The organism is Niastella sp. (assembly GCF_045805085.1).
Classification (GTDB): domain Bacteria; phylum Bacteroidota; class Bacteroidia; order Chitinophagales; family Chitinophagaceae; genus Niastella.
Window position 1 is genome coordinate 1 of sequence record NZ_JBJMLX010000059.1, and the last position, 15,760, is coordinate 15,760.

Consider the following 15,760-nt stretch of genomic DNA (forward strand, 5'->3'; position numbering starts at 1 on the left):
ATACTGAACACTTTTCTTCCAGGCTTCGCTGTTGGCCGACCGGTAAAAACTCATCGCCTGCACTACCCTGCCCGATGCCAGTTGAATAGTGTCCTGTTTTACCACAAAGTTTGAATCGGCAAACCAGGCAAAGTCATGTACATTATCCTGCTTGTATTGTAAGGTCTTGAGGGTTTGCGGAACCCGGTTTATTTTTACTACAGTAGTTAATGGTTTGTGATTGACTGGTTTTCCCTTGCCCGCCGAAGCTTTAGCGTAGGAGGGGCCTTTGCTTTTTGCCTTGCCCGCCGAAGCTTTAGCGTAGGAGGGCCGTCTGCCGTCTGCCATAGGCTTTTTTCCCGCGACAGGCTTCTTGTTTTTCGGCACAGCTACTGGCGGTACAAAAGAAGCTCTCTCTACCAACCACTGCTTCTCTGCTTCATTCTGCAACTCACCGGTTGCCGCTACCACATATTTATCCGGAACCGTAATGCGCACATCAAAACTGCCAAACTCACCATAAAACTCACCCTGGTCCAGGTACGGCATAGGATGCCAGCCAAAGTGGTCATATACCGCCGGTTTGGGGTACCATTGGGTTACCTGGTAGCTATGACCGGTATGGCCACCGCGCGAAAAATTGGCCGGTAACTGTACATGAAAAGGGGTGGTTATTTCGGTTTCCTGTCCGGGCAACAAAGGCGTGGGCAGGTATACCTTTATGATATCTATGTATTGCGGATGATCTTCTGTTTTCAGTGTAGTGTTGGCCACCCTGAAATCGAGGCGGTTGATATACCCTCTTTTTTCGCGGGGTGAAAAATAGAAATCCGTCTTGCCGTTTTGCAGAGTTTGCTCGGTGAAAGCCGTTCTGTCATTCTTGAACGCATTAGGCCATAAATGAAACCACACAAAACGCAGCGTGTCGGGCGAGTGATTGATATACCGCAGCTTTAAAAAACCTTCCAGGGAATGTTCGGTATCGTTCAGAGATACATCGATGGTATAATGTACTTCCTGTTGCCAGTAGGCATCCTGGCCAATGGCCGAATAGCCGATAACCGAAACAAGCAGTAGAAGGTAAAGCTTTCTCATTGTCGTGAATGGTGAATGGTCAATGCTTGCCCGCCGTAGCTTTAGCGAAGGCGGGGTGAATAGTGAAACTCGCTACAATTTTCAACCTAAAACAATTTCCCCTCTTTATTCAACAACTCAAATATGGTATCGAGATTTTTGCCGGAAGCTGTTTCCAGTTCTTTCTTCAGATCTTCCGGTTGAGGATGCTTGAACTGCCAGTCTTTAAAATAGGACTGCATTCCTTTATCCAGCGTATCGCGGCCAATGGCAGCTTCCAGCGTATACATCCACACGGCAGTTTTCACATATTCAACAATGCCATAGTCTTCATTATTGGTGAATGCCGCTGACGGCGTATTGATCGGTTGCCCGGACGGGATCGAATTCAACACTTCATAAATGCGGGCCTGAAACTCATCTTCAGACAGTTCCTTGATGTCTTTAGGGATATAAGAAGAAAGAATACTGTTGCTACGGTATTTCTCTGCTTCATACCTGAACTGGAAATACGTGTTGATGCCTTCATCCATCCAGGCATACTGGCGTTCGTTGGTGCCCAGAATGCCCATAAACCAGTTGTGCCCTACTTCATGCGTAATCACGCCATCCATTTCTTCTTCCTTTGCGTTCGGACTGGTAATTAACGTTATCATGGGATACTCCATCCCGCCTGATGACTGGTTCTTCGGTCCTTCCACTGCCTGCACCACGGGGTATGGGTACTGGCCAATCCATTTGGAGTAATGACGCACCGCATCTTTTATATAACTGGTGCTGTTCTTCCAGGTTTTGTTGCCATTGGGCTGACCATACGAGAATACATCGATCGTATTATTTTCGGTCAGCTGCAAAGTATCGTAGCGGATCACAAAATCTTTGGCGGCAAACCAGGCAAAATCAAGGATGCGATCTCCGGTGTATTGCAAGGTCTTTGTTTTACCAGGTGTAGTGGTCTTATACGTTACCAGTTTTATGTCCTTGTTGTTCTCAATGCCTATTTGTTTGTATGTAGCCAGCTCGTCTTTGTTTTGTAAAGAACCGGTAGCGCCTATTACATATTCAGCAGGAACGGTAATAGCTACTTTAAAACTGCCATACTCGCTGAAAAACTCCCCCTGATCGAGGTACGGGATCGGATGCCAGCCTTTCGTATCATATACTGCCGGTTTGGGGTACCACTGGCAAACAAAGAATTGCTGTCCGCTGTAACCCGATCTTGAATAATAATCTGGCAGTTTTACATGGAACGGCGTGGTAACGGTTACCTGTTTGCCGGGTAACAAAGGTTGCGGCAACAGCACCTTTATCATATCAATATTGGCCGTATCGTTTTCCGTGGCAGCAGCCTGTTTGTTTACTTCAAACTTCAGTTCGTCGATATAACCGGGTTCATGCTCCGCTTCTTTTTTCTTTTCAAGCGGGTTCGTATGCTTCTCGTTTCCCTTCAACACCACCAGCTGTTTACCCAGTGCGGTGTTCTTGTTCTTATACGCATTGGGCCATAAATGGAACCAGATAAATGTAAGTGTATCGGGCGAGTGATTGATATAATCCACCGACAGGTCGCCTTTTAAACTATGTTGTTTTTCGTTTAAGGCTACCTGAATGTTATAATGCACTTCCTGTTGCCAGTAAGCGTAAGGCGTTTGCGAAAATCCAACCATTGGTACAACCGCAATCATCATTAAAGCACAAAGTCTTTTCATAGTATTTTTAGAATTCGGAGTTCTTTGTTAATTATCTTCCCTCTCCCATAAATATGATCCGTAAGGTATAAACCATGATCTTGAAGTCAAGCGCCAGGGAAACATTTTCAATATAGATCAGGTCGTACTTCATCCGTTTTATCATTTCATCCACATTCTCGGCATATCCAAACTGCACCATGCCCCACGATGTTAAACCCGGTTTTACTTTCAACAGGTACGAGTAATAAGGCACCTGCTGGTGGATCTTGTTTATATAATACGCTCTTTCGGGTCTTGGTCCTACCAGGCTCATCTCTCCTTTTAAAATATTCCACAGCTGGGGTAATTCATCTAACCGCCACTTGCGCATGACGCGCCCCCAGGGCGTTACCCGTTTGTCGGTGGTTGATGACAGTTGCGGACCGTCCTTTTCTGACTGATGGAACATCGACCGGAACTTGTAGATCCTGAACGGGCGGCCCTTGTACCCTATCCGCTCCTGCGAATACAGCACGGGTCCCGGTGAACAAAGCTTAACCCTGATAATGACATACAGGATCAGGGGTAACAGGAAGATAATGCCCAGCAATGCTACGGTAACATCTATCACCCGTTTTATATTCAGTTGCCACTGGGGCATTAAACCCGATTTTATATCGGTAAGCACCGCGCCAAACAGGTTGCTTGTTTTTACCGATCCCGATAATATATCCAGCACATCGGGTACAATCTTCACTTCCACATCCATTTCGCTCAGGCGGTTCACCACGTGTTCTACCTGCACCTTTTCTTCTTTATCAAGGGCCACCACCACCAGTTTTATATCCCGTTCCCCGATCACTTTCTCCATGTCCTGCAACCAGCCATGCCAGGGAATATGTTTGCTGATGCCATTGGGTTCGCCGGCGCTTACAAAACCGGTATAATGATAGCCGGCAATCCGCAAACCCTCACGGGTCTCAAAGTATATTTTCTCGGCTATGTGATTACCACCTACCAACAAAGTATTAAAACGCATACGCCCCTGCAGCAGTTGCCTTTTTACCAGGTTCAACCAGATCACCCGTAATGACCAGGTAAACAACCACTGGGCACATACATAAACCGACAATGCTTTATAATAATAGGTATAATTCTTTTGCGGGTCGTTGATTACAATAGTAAAGAAAATGATGGTACAGCCAATAATACAACAAAGCAGGGTGGTCATGAATTCATTTAACCTGCCTTTAGTATACAGGGAGTGGTAAGCGCCTACCAGCGCATACAGGAAGATCCAGGTAAGAGGAACTAAAGAGATGCCGTACCAGAAGCGGTTATTGAGGTATACTTCATGGTCAATGAAAATATTTTCATGCAGCAGATACCGCCTGGTAAAGTACAGAACGATCCAGGCCAATATGGCCGCCACGTAGTCGCCAAGCAGGTACCAGGTACTATGGATTCGTTTTACGGAAGGCATCTGTAGGGTTACACAATAATATTATTGTTTTTGATCTTTTGTAAAATCTGGTGTGCTACATCCATGGCCCGGTAACCATCCACTTCGGAAACCGCGGTTGGGGTATTGTTCAAAATGGCATCACGAAAAGATTCCAGTTCTCTTTTTATCGCGTTTACTTCGGGAACTTGTGGATTTACTACAGCAATGGTCTTTTTACCATACTGGGTATCCAGATCGAAGGAAAAGGCGTCAACATCCTGGGGTGACTTTAACTTAATGATCTCGGACTTTTTATTCAGAAAGTCGATCCCAATGTAAGCATCTTTTTGGAAAACGCGCATCTTTCGCATTTTCTTCATGGAGATCCGGCTCGAGGTCAGGTTGGCCACACAGCCGTTGTTGAACTCAATGCGTACGTTGGCAATATCCGGGGTATCGGTCATTACCGCTACGCCGCTGGCGGAGATCTGTTTTACTTCACTCTTCACCAGGCTCAGGATAATGTCTATATCGTGGATCATTAAATCCAGAATTACGCTCACTTCTGTACCCCTGACATTGAACTGCGCCAGGCGGTGCACTTCAATAAACATCGGGTTCAGGTCCAATTGCCTCACTGCTAAAAAAGCCGGGTTGAACCGCTCCACATGGCCCACCTGCAACTTGATACGCGACTCCTGTACCAGGTTCACCAGTTCCTGCGCTTCCTGCATGGTATTGGCCATGGGTTTCTCCAGGAACACGTGTTTGCCCTTTCTGATGGCCAGTTTAGCCAGGTTAAAATGCTGGGGAGTGGGTGCAATTACGTCAATAACATCCACGGCATCGATGAGCCGTTCTACATCCAGAAAGCGGGGAATCTGGTACTTTTCTGTTACATCCTGGGCAGCATCGTCACTGGGATCATAAAATCCTACTACTTCTACCTCTTTGATCTCCTTCCAGTTATTCAAATGAAACTTCCCAAGATGTCCTACGCCGAATACACCGATCTTTAGCATATATACAATTAAAGGCGCAAAGATAACGGGATGCGCCTGTTACCAAAACGCTTTTTTATTACCAGGAATTGCACTGGGTGTTAATAAACGTCTGAACAGGGATAGTGGGATGCCTGGGATGATGGGAAAATGTCTGAACTGGGATAGATGGGATGCTTGGGATGAACTGGGATCGGGGGGCCCGGTTTGCCGGTTGCCGATTGCCGATTGCCGGTTTGCCGATTGCTGGTTTACCGGTCGCCGGGGAACCGGTACCCGGTAACTGGCAACAAAAACTTCTTATTTAACGAGAGATGACTTATTCTGATAAGCATTATTAGAAGCGTAAATGAACAGGCAGCTGCCTTCTTTCAGGAGGTCTATTAATGGTTGGGAAACCTCGGGCGCTACGGCCGGGCAACCCCAGCTGCGGCCGATATACCCCTGGCTGTTGATGAGGTCTTCACTTACATAATCGGCTCCATGGATCACAATGCCCCGCTTCATGGCGTAGTCATTGATGCCTTTTTCCATGCCCTGTAGTTTCAGCGAATAACCATTACTGCCATTGTACGCCAGGCCGGTTACATAAAAACCCAGGCTGCTTTTGTTCGATGACATTCTATTGCTGAAGGAAATGGCTTTGTCCTTGCCCGTTTTCATGCCATGGGCCACGTATGTATTGTATAATAATTGATACGTGTTCAGGTCAATCACATACAGCCTTTTATTAATACTGGGCTGACTGAAATCAACGATGGCCAGCAGGTTATCTTTGATGTGCCGTGTTCTAACCAGTTTAGCCATGCCTTTTAAAGCCATGGTAAACACTTTTTTCGACAGACCCATCTCCTGCAGATGCAGGCTGTCGTACACATTCAATTTGCTGATAATGGAGAATAGATGCGAAGTGATACCCGAGCTCGCTGACGTATCGGAGTATACTGTATATGGCCTGGTGGCCGGTCTTTCACCCGCTAAAGCTGGCGTGAAAGCCGATTGTAAAGCTAATAAGCCTACTAACAGGAACAGGCATAGCCGTTTTCCCGGTATTACGATTAATGGTTTTTGCATGGGCCGAACAGAATCATTTAAAAATAGCCCTTTTACCTAACAATAACCAGTCCGGGAATGGACTAACTACACATTAAGTATATAATTAAACCGTTTTTAACTTTTAGCCAGCTGCCTTTGGGTGAAAATGTGAATAAGTTTTCGCCAAAAATCTTTAGGTCGACTTTTCTTTATTAAACAGGTAATTCACCACCACATAGAAGAAGCCAAACACATTGGCGGTGGTGGTGGTAATAAGGGCGATCAGCACGCCGTCGCTCAGGTGAAACGCCTTGCGGCTGCATTGTACCACGATGAATAAGACCAGGAACATCCACAAAATGGTGATGGCAAAAATAATGACACTAAACACTTTACGTGCCCTGTTGTCATCGAGCAGTCTTTTTAATTGTACTCTGGCGAACTCCTCCTCCATATCTAATCCCTTCACCTCTTTTACATTCGCCTCTTTTGTGTTCACCTTGATATTCAAGGTATCATCTAATAATGGCTGCAAAAGGTCCTTTGCCCTGTTTACGGGGGCAACGTCAGAATTGGAAGGTGTATTCATCAGGCCCGGATAAGCAATTTTTCGAAGTATTGTTTAATATCGTTGTTGCTAATAGGGGTATCTTTTGCATCGGGGATATAGACCTTCGACCAGGGGCCATCGGGCTGGTGTGTCCAATTGCTAAGCGACATAGCCGAGAAATCTTTTAATACTTCCCAGGCATAATTGATGGTATCGAGGGCTTCGGCACTGAGTTTCAAAGGGGGCGTATAGCTTGGCGATGGCGTAAATTCGGCGGTATCGGTGATGGGCCTGCTGCCGTATAGTTTGAAGTTCGTATATATTTCAGGGATTACCGGGCCATACATCCAGGCCTGGAAAGTTTCATTGATAAGGGGTTCATGGTATTTGGCAAGATGTACGCCCTGCGCAAAATATACCAGCTTTTGCAACTTCATTTGCGTTACAAACTTCCCCTCATCGATGCCTTTTTTTACAAAGGCAAAGGCTATCAGTGATGCGGGATAAGACATGGTTATATCAGGTTTTTTGATTTTCCAAATATAAGCATTTATTTTTAATTACTAATTTTCTTAGCGGGCGCAAAATCGTGAATCGGCAATCGTGAATCGTGAATGGCTCGCGATTGTTGAGATTAATAATTACTTTGCCACGCCGGGAATTTATTGCCGATTGCCGATTGCCTTACAGCTTCTCCCCAATTATCGAATACAACACATTACGATAATGCTCACTACATGGCAACTCCGTTTCACCCAACAACACTGCCTTACGGGAAACCGTATCTACTTTACGTAAAGAGATAATATACGACCGGTGAATGCGAATGAACTCATCGTGCGGCAGGCGGTTCTCGAAGTACTTGAGGCTTTGCAGTGTAACAAAAGGCTTCTTGCTGTCAACCAGGTGGATCCTGGTATAATCTTTCAGACCTTCCAGGTACAGGATATCGCTGTAAAAGATCTTCTGGATCTTGTGCGCCGTTTTTATAAACAGGAAGTCATCTTTCTTCAACACCGATTTCGCCTTTCTATAGCTGATATACTCATACGCTTTATTCACGGCCGTCAGAAACCGGTCGAAGGGAACAGGCTTTAATAAATAATCGATGGCATCCAGTTCAAACCCTTCCATGGCAAATTCATTGTGCGCGGTCACAAAGATCACAGCCGGCTTTTTATTCAGGGTTTTCAGGAACTGGGTACCGCTCAGGTCGCGCATGCGAATATCGAGCAGTACCAGGTCTATTGCTGCGTTTTCAAAATACGGGTACGCTGCCACCGGCCCTTCACAACGGGCTACCAGGTTCAAATACGGGACCTTTTGAATAAAATTCTCTAACAGGTCGAGCGCCCAGGGTTCATCATCGATAATGAGACAATTAACTTTCATGGTCCAATTCAATTTTCAGATTAACAATATACAGGTGATCGTTCTCCACCCTGTCGGACAGGTGGCAGCTGAGATATAATTTGCGGTTCGTGAATAAGCGCGGTAATAAATAATAAAAATTAAGATAGAACAGACCAATGAGGAAGAGGCAGCCTAAAACAGGCATGCTTATTACCAGCAGTTTGAGTGTAACTGTTTTTACCGGTTTAAACCCCGGCACGGATGCAAGGGCTGCCCGGATCTTGTCCTTGGTCATTACTTCGGTTGAGCACTTGAGACGCCGGGACGTTGCGTCTGCTTTTGCCCAAAGAAGGGATGTGTACCCGACTTTATACTTTCTATAACATTTTGCGCATCGGCGGCGGCTTCTTTCTCGGTGGGAAATCCATCATAGCCCGATTTGCCTGGTTGCATGGGCTGATGAATGACAATATGATCATCGACCAGAATATCGTAGCCCCAGCCATGATCATTTTTAAACGTGGAGTAGTGTAAGGTATGTGCGGGGGCGGCTGGCTTCTTAACAGCCAGGATATAAAAAGTACTGCCGGCAGCAATTAATAATGCTGCCAGCAGTACAAATATTTGATGTTTACTGATTGTCTGTGGTAACATCAGCTACAGTAGGCTGGAATTCATACATGTTATCAAATGGAGCAGTACCGCTGCGGCCGGCCATTACAAAACCGCGTGTACCATTAGCCAGTGAAAAGCCAAGGGCACCGGTACGGGCAGTTCCGCTGAAGGCAGTTTTTTCTGTCCATTGGTCAGCAGCAGCATCGTACTCCCAGGTATGGGAGTTCAGGCTTCCGTTCTCACCGGTGGCCAGGTAACCTTTACCATTTATTACAAAAGCAGCGGCATTGTAACGAATGATAGAAGTGTATTTATCATCGTAGCTTTCGTCGCTCACGTTGGTCAATTTTCTCAGGGGAGTCCAGGTATCGCTGGCTGGGTCGTACACCTGCATATCGTTCTGGGCAGAACCATTGTTGTTACCGCTGATGAGGTATACTTTATTGTCTATAGTGAAAGTAGCGGCGTCTTTTCTTTTTGAACCGCTGATCCCGGCTTTTTGGGTCCAGCTGTCAGCAGCCTGGTTGTATTGCCAAACGTCTTTCAGGTAATTGTCGTCGTAACCACAGGCAACGTATCCATTGCCATTGGCAACAAACGCAGTAGCATCAGCACGGGCAGTACCACCGAAATTATGTTTGGGGGCCCAGCCATTGCTGTCTACGCTGTACTCCCAAAAATCGCTCGTATAAACCGCGTTGTTGTCGTAACCGAGTCCTACATACCCTTTTTTACCCAGGGCGAAAGCAACGCCTGAACTGCGCAGGCCACCACCGAAATCTTTGATCTTTGTCCAGTATTTTTTATCCAGGGAATATTTCCAGAAATCAGCAAAACGTTTGATGTCTGATAAACCAGTACCAACAAATACAGTGTCTGCAATTTGAAACAACACTGCTTCAGAACGGGCAGGACCGTCAAAAAAATCACTGATTGCCCAGTTACCCACTAAGTCGCTTGAACTGCTGGAACTCTTATTACAAGCAGTGTTAATGAGCAGTGGTGCTGTAGCAATCACAAGGGCCAGGGAGTAAACTAGAACATTCTTCATTTTGAGTTTTTTTCTGTTTTTTTTAAACACTGCCAGTGATCCGGGTAAGCCGATCTGCCCGATCACGGCCGGCATTTTCACATGCGTCAGTTTTTTAATTTAATAATTCGGCAGGTAAAAATATTTCGGTGTATTATAAACAATTTTATAAAATAGATGGATAAGGTTAACCAATCGACCAACAGGTTATTTTGCTATGAAAACAACATTCCCCGGTAAAAAGCTGCAAGCTTACAGAAACAACCAACATGTTAACTGCTGTAAACCATAAGATTAACCAAGTATTAACATTTTTCAACTCCCGCTTCGTTTTCCTATGCTCACATTTGCAATCTTTCCGGTGCTTATTATAAATTTGCAAATTTGCACAATTTCGGTTGCACAATTGAAATTTAGTTTCCACCGGCAAAAATAATCGCTTCGCCGATTATTCGGTGGCAATAATATATAATAACAAAATTTCGTGACTGCCGACGGATAAATTGCATAAAGTGTTGGGTGAAACCCGCCTTCGTTCTTCGACCGCCATAGCTGAAGACGACGGCGGTAAAGCTACGGCGGCGAGGCCCACCTTCGCCAAGGCTACGGTGGGCGAGGCAAGCTATAGCATCACGGGTGTAAATGAACACAAAGAGGTGTTAAAATGAAAACAAATATTGGCCAATACAGGAACTATAAACCTTATATTCCATTACTTTACACCCCGGAAAATCCCGACAGGTCGGGAGACCAAGCCTATTGCTGGTACACATTGAACCTTAAAACCTTGATTTTAGCTTAAAAATTTCACTCACTAACCATACTATGCGTATACACAAAAGGGTACCTTTCATTCTGACTTACTGCTTTCTGTTTACCAGCCTGCTGTCATCGTGTTATAAAAAAGATGTGCAGGTGGGTGATGAACTCGCTGAAAGCCATACCCGCATTATTACCGTTGATACGGTTTCTGTGCAGTTATCGAGCTACGTGCTGGATTCCTTTACTACCAACAATAACGAATTTTCACTGATAGGCAATTTCTTCGACAGCTATACGGGTAAAACCACGGCCGGCACTATTATCCAGCCTGGCCTGCCTGTCATCAGCGAAGATGTGGCTACCCTGATGCCCAAAAGCGCCGTATTCGATTCGCTGGTGTTGTATATGCGCCCCAGCGGCTATTACTACGGCGATACCACCAAACCATTCGCCATCCAGGTGAATGAACTGGCAACTCAGCCCGACTATACCTATCTCACCTATATTTACAACACTTCAAAGCCATCGTTACTGCCCAACCCGCCGCTGGCTACCTATTCAAATGTGATCCGGCCTACGCCCAGAGATTCAGTGCGCATGGTATTACCTCAGTCCATGGGACAGGACTGGTACGACAAGATCAGGACCAAGGCCACCCAGTTTGCCAGCGAAACCAACTTTCTGGATTATTTCAAAGGAATATACATTCAACCCAGCAATACTACCGGCGCCGCCGTGTATGGCTTTAACCTGAAAGACAGCAGCGTACGCATCCGGCTGCATTTTCACCAAACACTTCCGGCCAAGATCAACAAGTATCTGGATTTCATTGTAACCCGTACCGGTTACCAGTATAACCGCGTTGTCACCGACCGTACCGGCACCACTATGGAGCCTGTTACAAAAGGCCAGCGTGAGTTTTTTCCTACCAACACCAACCCATTCGCCATTACCCAGGCAGGCACCGGCGTATACCTGAAAGCCAGGTTCCCTTCGCTGCGTGATGTGCTTAAAATAGATGATGTAGTGCGATTGATGGATGCCAGACTGGTGATGAAACCGGTAAAAGGCACCTACGATTATTTCACCAACAGTTTACCCAATATACTGTACCCGGTAACAACCGATGCCACCAACAATCCGGGCAGCGCCTTGCTCGACTCCACCGGCCAGGGTGTTCAGTTCCGGGCCCCCTCTATCGATTTCATGTATGGCAGCAATACTAACTATACATTCAATATTACGGGGTATATCAACTCATTACTGAATACGTCGGGCTCTGCTGATAACGGCCTCTTCCTTATACAGGACCTGGCGCCTTCGGCCAAGGAGATCAACCGGGGGGTGATCGGCAGCAGACAGAATACCTTATACCAAACCAAACTGATCTTAAACATTCTGACAATCGACTAATCGCACTATAATGAGAAAAATATTTATACTGACCGGGCTTTTTGTGGCGCTTTTGGGCACCGTGCGTGCACAGAATTTAAGCTCACCTTATTCTGTATACGGTATTGGTGAAATTCAGGAAACAGATCCCGACCGCAGCAGTGGTATGGCCAACACCTCCACTTCCCTGTTGAGCACCCCGGGCTTCCTGCTCAATAAAAACCCGGCCTCGTTGATTGGTTTGGAAAGAAGTCTGGCCCAGGTTGACCTGGCCCTGGTTGGCAAAACCGTTACCTTCAAAGGCGATGCCATCACCAGCAGTAACAATTCTTCCAAAGACCTTGTTATCAAACGCATTTCTCTTTCCGCCAAAATAAACAACCATTGGGCCAGCAGCATTGGTTTCAAGCCTTATACTTATGTGAACTATTCGTTCACGGCACAAAAAAGTATTGAAGGCAGCAGCACCACTTATAGCGGGCTGTACGATGGGAACGGCGGTTTGCACAATATATTCTGGAATAATGCCTTTGCAGTAGGCCATCACCTGGCGCTGGGAGTACGTACCAACTTTATTTTCGGTTCTATCAACCAGATAGAAACCCTCTCAGGCGCTACCTTAAGCACGCCCATCATTTCGCAGATAACCAATTATTACAGCGGTTTCCGGTTCGAAGGCGGCGCCATCTATGGCAACAAGATCAACAAGAACTGGAAGTTCTCGTTGGGTGGAAAGGTTACTACCAGGAACGACCTCAACGTAAGCAAAACGTTGACCGTACAGGAAGGTAACAGTGTGGTAGAAGCGAATAAAGACCTGAGCAGTGATAAATTTACGCTGCCCTGGCAGTTCGATGGAGGCCTTGCCCTGGTAAATAAAGGCCGCGTTACGTATACGGTTGACTATAGCCGCTCCAACTGGAACAACCTGAACGCCGGCGGCACCACTTTTACCATGGTTGACCGCGAGCGCTATTCGGCCGGTTTCCAGTTCAGCAACCAGGTGCAACGCTTTGGCATGGTGGCGGAGAAAAGTTATTTCCAGGCTGGCGTATTCGCCGGTCAGAGTTACCTGCAGGTTAAAGGCCAACAAATAAAAGAAGCCGGCGCCACGCTTGGTTTTGGTAGTTATTTAAGCCGCGGGCTGGCATTTCATATTGCCGCTGAGGTTGGAAACCGGGGTACTATGATCAACAACCTGGTTAAAGAGAATTACTTTCAGTTTACTTTGGCGTTGTCTTATAGAGAAGTGCTGTACAGTAAGGGAAGGAAGTATGATTAATACAGTTCAAAGTTGAAAGTTGAAAGTAGTTTGTTAGTTCTCAGTTAACTCTTTATAAAGATCCCTCCGATGCATCGGGGGGATTTTCTATTTAATTCGTTTGTAGAAATACAGTTTAACGGAAGTAGCGAGGCCTTTTTCGCTTAAGGTGTAGTAACCGCTATCGTTGTTGTCGAACACGATGGCTTCGCCCTGGGGTTCTACCTGGTAGGGCAATGAGCTATATTTCTTACCCAATGTTTGTACGATGGTTTCGCCCGCCGCCCGCGGATACGCATAAATATTCTCATATGTTTTTATCACCAGTTCACTGCCATTGGGCGAAATAGCCGCGCTCACCGCATAATTATAAGGGAGCGTCCCCACCTCTTCCACCGTATTCATTCCAATGGTACTATATGGATATTTCAGCCTGAACAGTTTTGAATGCAGATCGGTTTTGGTGATGATATAGATATCTTTTGTGTCGGGGTCAACCAGGATAGCTTCCGCATTGTGGCTGCCATCAGGATACAAAAATGCGATCCTGTCTACCTGTTGTACCGTATCGGTAGCAGCAGCCGGTTCTTCGAGGCGATAGATGGCGTAATCTTCGTATTGCAACAAATTATCACCTGTTTCCGCAATATACAGGTATTGCTTACCCGCGGTGGGGCCTGCGGCCAGCACCATATCTTCCCAATCGCGGTTCACCGCATTTGCCAGGTGAATCGACTTCAACACCGTGCCGTTATGCTGTAACAAGGTAAGATCGGGCGGATTGCCACTATCCTGCTCTACCCACAGATAACCGGGATTGGCCTTACTATCGGCAATACCCGATGCTTCGTTCAGCCTTACATCGCTTACCGGGTATTCTACGGGCGTACCTGAAAAGGGCGCCCTGTTGCCATTGTCATGATTTTGTTTACAGGCCGTTAGTCCGGTCATGACCAGGATGAATATACCCGTATAATTGATTAATGTAGTTCTTTTTTGTATACACATAACCCATGAAAGGTATTGAAAATAATTTTCTCCCGATTTCATAAGTAAAAGCAGTCCTGTTTATTTATATTGCCAGTACCACGTGCAATGGTGGTACGCTACAAAACTACTTCAATTCCGGTTAGGCGCCTTATCAGGTCACCCGGGATTCTTATTCCCTTTACTGAACCAGCTATTACAAGACAATACCCGTAAACAGTAAACTGAACGATTGTTACATGAACAGTACTATGCCATTATACATATCACTTGCACCTGATAACAAATACGACCCGGTATTTGAGCAAACATTCCTGCCCGGAAAAGTAAACCTCGCTCTGCGACCTTTATCGTTACCCCATGACTGGCCTTATGTAAGCAAATGGCTGCAACACACCATCGGGCGGCGCGTTACCACCATCACGCATTTGCCCCACAAGTACCTCCGCGAAACCTATGCCATTATGCTGCAATGCGATTTTGCCCAACCCTTTGTTGGACTCATCAATCAACAGCCTGCCTTTTTGGTAGAGATCTGTGATGGCGACAAACAATGCGATGGGGTGGAAGCCGGCACACATTTGTTTAAACCGGGCGATCATGTTATGCGGTTGATACTATCACATACGGCTATCCACACGCGTTTCTGGTCTGAGCATGCCCTGTTCAGCAGCCTGGCTTATTTTTTCTCGCATCAGCAGGTGAAACGGATAGTGTGGCAGTTGCATGAGAAAGATAAGTTCTATATAAATCTGGCTAACCAATCGGGTATAACAGTAAGTAAGCCCCCAAAGGCAGACCTCGACTCCGCTCAGGATGCTCAGGATCGTCGCGGAGGCATACAGGTTTACCTGTATTTGCGCGAAAATTTTCAGCGCTTTTTAACCCTCTACCATCGAACAATGCAAAAACTACCGTAAATTATATATGGGTCCCAGTTATATTACCCTCCCATTCCCATACTTCCGAAACCGGTTAAAACAGGCTGTCCGTCCCGGTTACTCACTGTTATCATTATAAATGAAGCGGTGGCTATCTACATTACGTAAACAGTTTTTTATTATTTTCGTTTGTTAATCTCCGTTTGCAACCAGGGGATCAGACAAACCGCATCATTTAAACCTTATTTATGTCCTTGAGTAAACAGGATATGTTATATATCCGGCAGGCCAAAACGATTCTTGACGAAAACTTCGACAGGCATATTACCATTCCTCAACTTGCCCGCCAGGCAGGCATTAATGAAGCCAAACTGAAAGAAGGGTTCAGGGAATTATATGGGAACAGCATTCATAACTACTTACAGCAATTGCGCCTGGAGAAAGCCAAACAATTATTATTGACCACTACCATGCCTATTACTGATATTACGTATCATATAGGATACAGCCATGTAACCCATTTCACTTCGCTTTTTAAGAAAGAGTTCGGCCTTACGCCTACGGAATGGCGGAAGGAGAATAAAAGCTAGGCAGACGGCAGAAGGCAGACGGCAGAAATACTTTTGTTTCTATTGCTTTTCGTAAGCTTGCGCAGAAAAGTAAATAAGTTCGTTTGGCTACTAACTACACTCACCACGTTCAGCCTTTTCTGCCGTTTGCCTTGTG

The 15,760-nt window shown here is 45.9% G+C and carries 15 protein-coding genes and 1 pseudogene; 4 read left to right on the plus strand and 12 right to left on the minus strand.

Annotated features, from left to right (window positions below):
• The 11 genes and pseudogenes from ACJ751_RS02415 to ACJ751_RS02465 all read right to left on the minus strand — a co-directional run.
• Positions 1-1,074: pseudogene (locus tag ACJ751_RS02415) on the minus strand (hypothetical protein); the annotation flags it as partial.
• An 86-nt stretch (positions 1,075-1,160) separates the two neighbouring features.
• Positions 1,161-2,762, minus strand: a complete 1,602-nt coding sequence (locus ACJ751_RS02420) for a M1 family metallopeptidase (RefSeq protein ID WP_407743782.1) — start codon at positions 2,760-2,762, stop codon at positions 1,161-1,163.
• Between the two features lie 31 nt (positions 2,763-2,793).
• Positions 2,794-4,206 carry a sugar transferase gene (locus tag ACJ751_RS02425; RefSeq protein ID WP_407743783.1) on the minus strand — a complete coding sequence of 471 codons (1,413 nt, stop codon included), beginning with the start codon at positions 4,204-4,206 and terminating at the stop codon, positions 2,794-2,796.
• An 8-nt stretch (positions 4,207-4,214) separates the two neighbouring features.
• A complete protein-coding gene (locus tag ACJ751_RS02430; RefSeq protein ID WP_407743784.1) occupies positions 4,215-5,189 on the minus strand; it encodes a Gfo/Idh/MocA family protein in 975 nt (324 codons plus the stop codon).
• Positions 5,190-5,468: 279 nt separating this feature from the next.
• Positions 5,469-6,242, minus strand: a complete 774-nt coding sequence (locus ACJ751_RS02435; protein WP_407743785.1) for a murein L,D-transpeptidase catalytic domain family protein — start codon at positions 6,240-6,242, stop codon at positions 5,469-5,471.
• 154 nt (positions 6,243-6,396) lie between these two features.
• Complete coding sequence (locus tag ACJ751_RS02440; protein WP_407743786.1) at positions 6,397-6,792, minus strand: hypothetical protein; 396 nt, start codon at positions 6,790-6,792, stop codon at positions 6,397-6,399.
• Positions 6,792-7,265, minus strand: coding sequence for a Panacea domain-containing protein (locus ACJ751_RS02445; RefSeq protein WP_407743787.1), 474 nt, complete (start codon positions 7,263-7,265; stop codon positions 6,792-6,794). The genes ACJ751_RS02440 and ACJ751_RS02445 overlap by 1 nt, the downstream gene beginning before the upstream one ends.
• Before the next feature lie 172 nt (positions 7,266-7,437).
• On the minus strand, positions 7,438-8,145 hold the full coding sequence (locus ACJ751_RS02450; protein ID WP_407743788.1) for a LytR/AlgR family response regulator transcription factor: 708 nt from the start codon (positions 8,143-8,145) through the stop codon (positions 7,438-7,440).
• The gene (locus ACJ751_RS02455) at positions 8,135-8,401 is read right to left on the minus strand and encodes a hypothetical protein (protein WP_407743789.1); all 267 of its coding nucleotides are present in this window, start codon (positions 8,399-8,401) and stop codon (positions 8,135-8,137) included. The genes ACJ751_RS02450 and ACJ751_RS02455 overlap by 11 nt, the downstream gene beginning before the upstream one ends.
• Positions 8,401-8,760, minus strand: coding sequence for a DUF4907 domain-containing protein (locus ACJ751_RS02460; protein ID WP_407743790.1), 360 nt, complete (start codon positions 8,758-8,760; stop codon positions 8,401-8,403). The genes ACJ751_RS02455 and ACJ751_RS02460 overlap by 1 nt, the downstream gene beginning before the upstream one ends.
• Positions 8,738-9,772 (minus strand): Kelch repeat-containing protein, encoded by a 1,035-nt coding sequence (locus ACJ751_RS02465; protein WP_407743791.1) that lies wholly within the window; start codon positions 9,770-9,772, stop codon positions 8,738-8,740. Before ACJ751_RS02465 ends, ACJ751_RS02460 begins: the two co-directional genes overlap by 23 nt.
• An 804-nt stretch (positions 9,773-10,576) precedes the next feature.
• Between ACJ751_RS02465 and ACJ751_RS02470 the strand changes: the two genes are divergently transcribed.
• Entirely contained in the window at positions 10,577-11,926 is a 1,350-nt protein-coding gene (locus ACJ751_RS02470) for a DUF4270 family protein (RefSeq protein WP_407743792.1), read from the plus strand.
• 10 nt (positions 11,927-11,936) lie between these two features.
• Complete coding sequence (locus tag ACJ751_RS02475; protein WP_407743793.1) at positions 11,937-13,187, plus strand: hypothetical protein; 1,251 nt, start codon at positions 11,937-11,939, stop codon at positions 13,185-13,187.
• An 87-nt stretch (positions 13,188-13,274) separates the two neighbouring features.
• On the opposite strand, the gene ACJ751_RS02480 is transcribed toward ACJ751_RS02475, so the two are convergent.
• Entirely contained in the window at positions 13,275-14,216 is a 942-nt protein-coding gene (locus ACJ751_RS02480; RefSeq protein ID WP_407743794.1) for a hypothetical protein, read from the minus strand.
• 176 nt (positions 14,217-14,392) lie between these two features.
• On the opposite strand from ACJ751_RS02480, the gene ACJ751_RS02485 reads away from it, so the two are divergent.
• Both ACJ751_RS02485 and ACJ751_RS02490 read left to right on the plus strand, forming a co-directional pair.
• Positions 14,393-15,073 carry a GNAT family N-acetyltransferase gene (locus ACJ751_RS02485; RefSeq protein WP_407743795.1) on the plus strand — a complete coding sequence of 227 codons (681 nt, stop codon included), beginning with the start codon at positions 14,393-14,395 and terminating at the stop codon, positions 15,071-15,073.
• Positions 15,074-15,282: 209 nt separating this feature from the next.
• On the plus strand, positions 15,283-15,624 hold the full coding sequence (locus tag ACJ751_RS02490) for a helix-turn-helix transcriptional regulator (protein WP_407743796.1): 342 nt from the start codon (positions 15,283-15,285) through the stop codon (positions 15,622-15,624).
• The last annotated feature ends 136 nt before the right edge of the window (positions 15,625-15,760 follow it).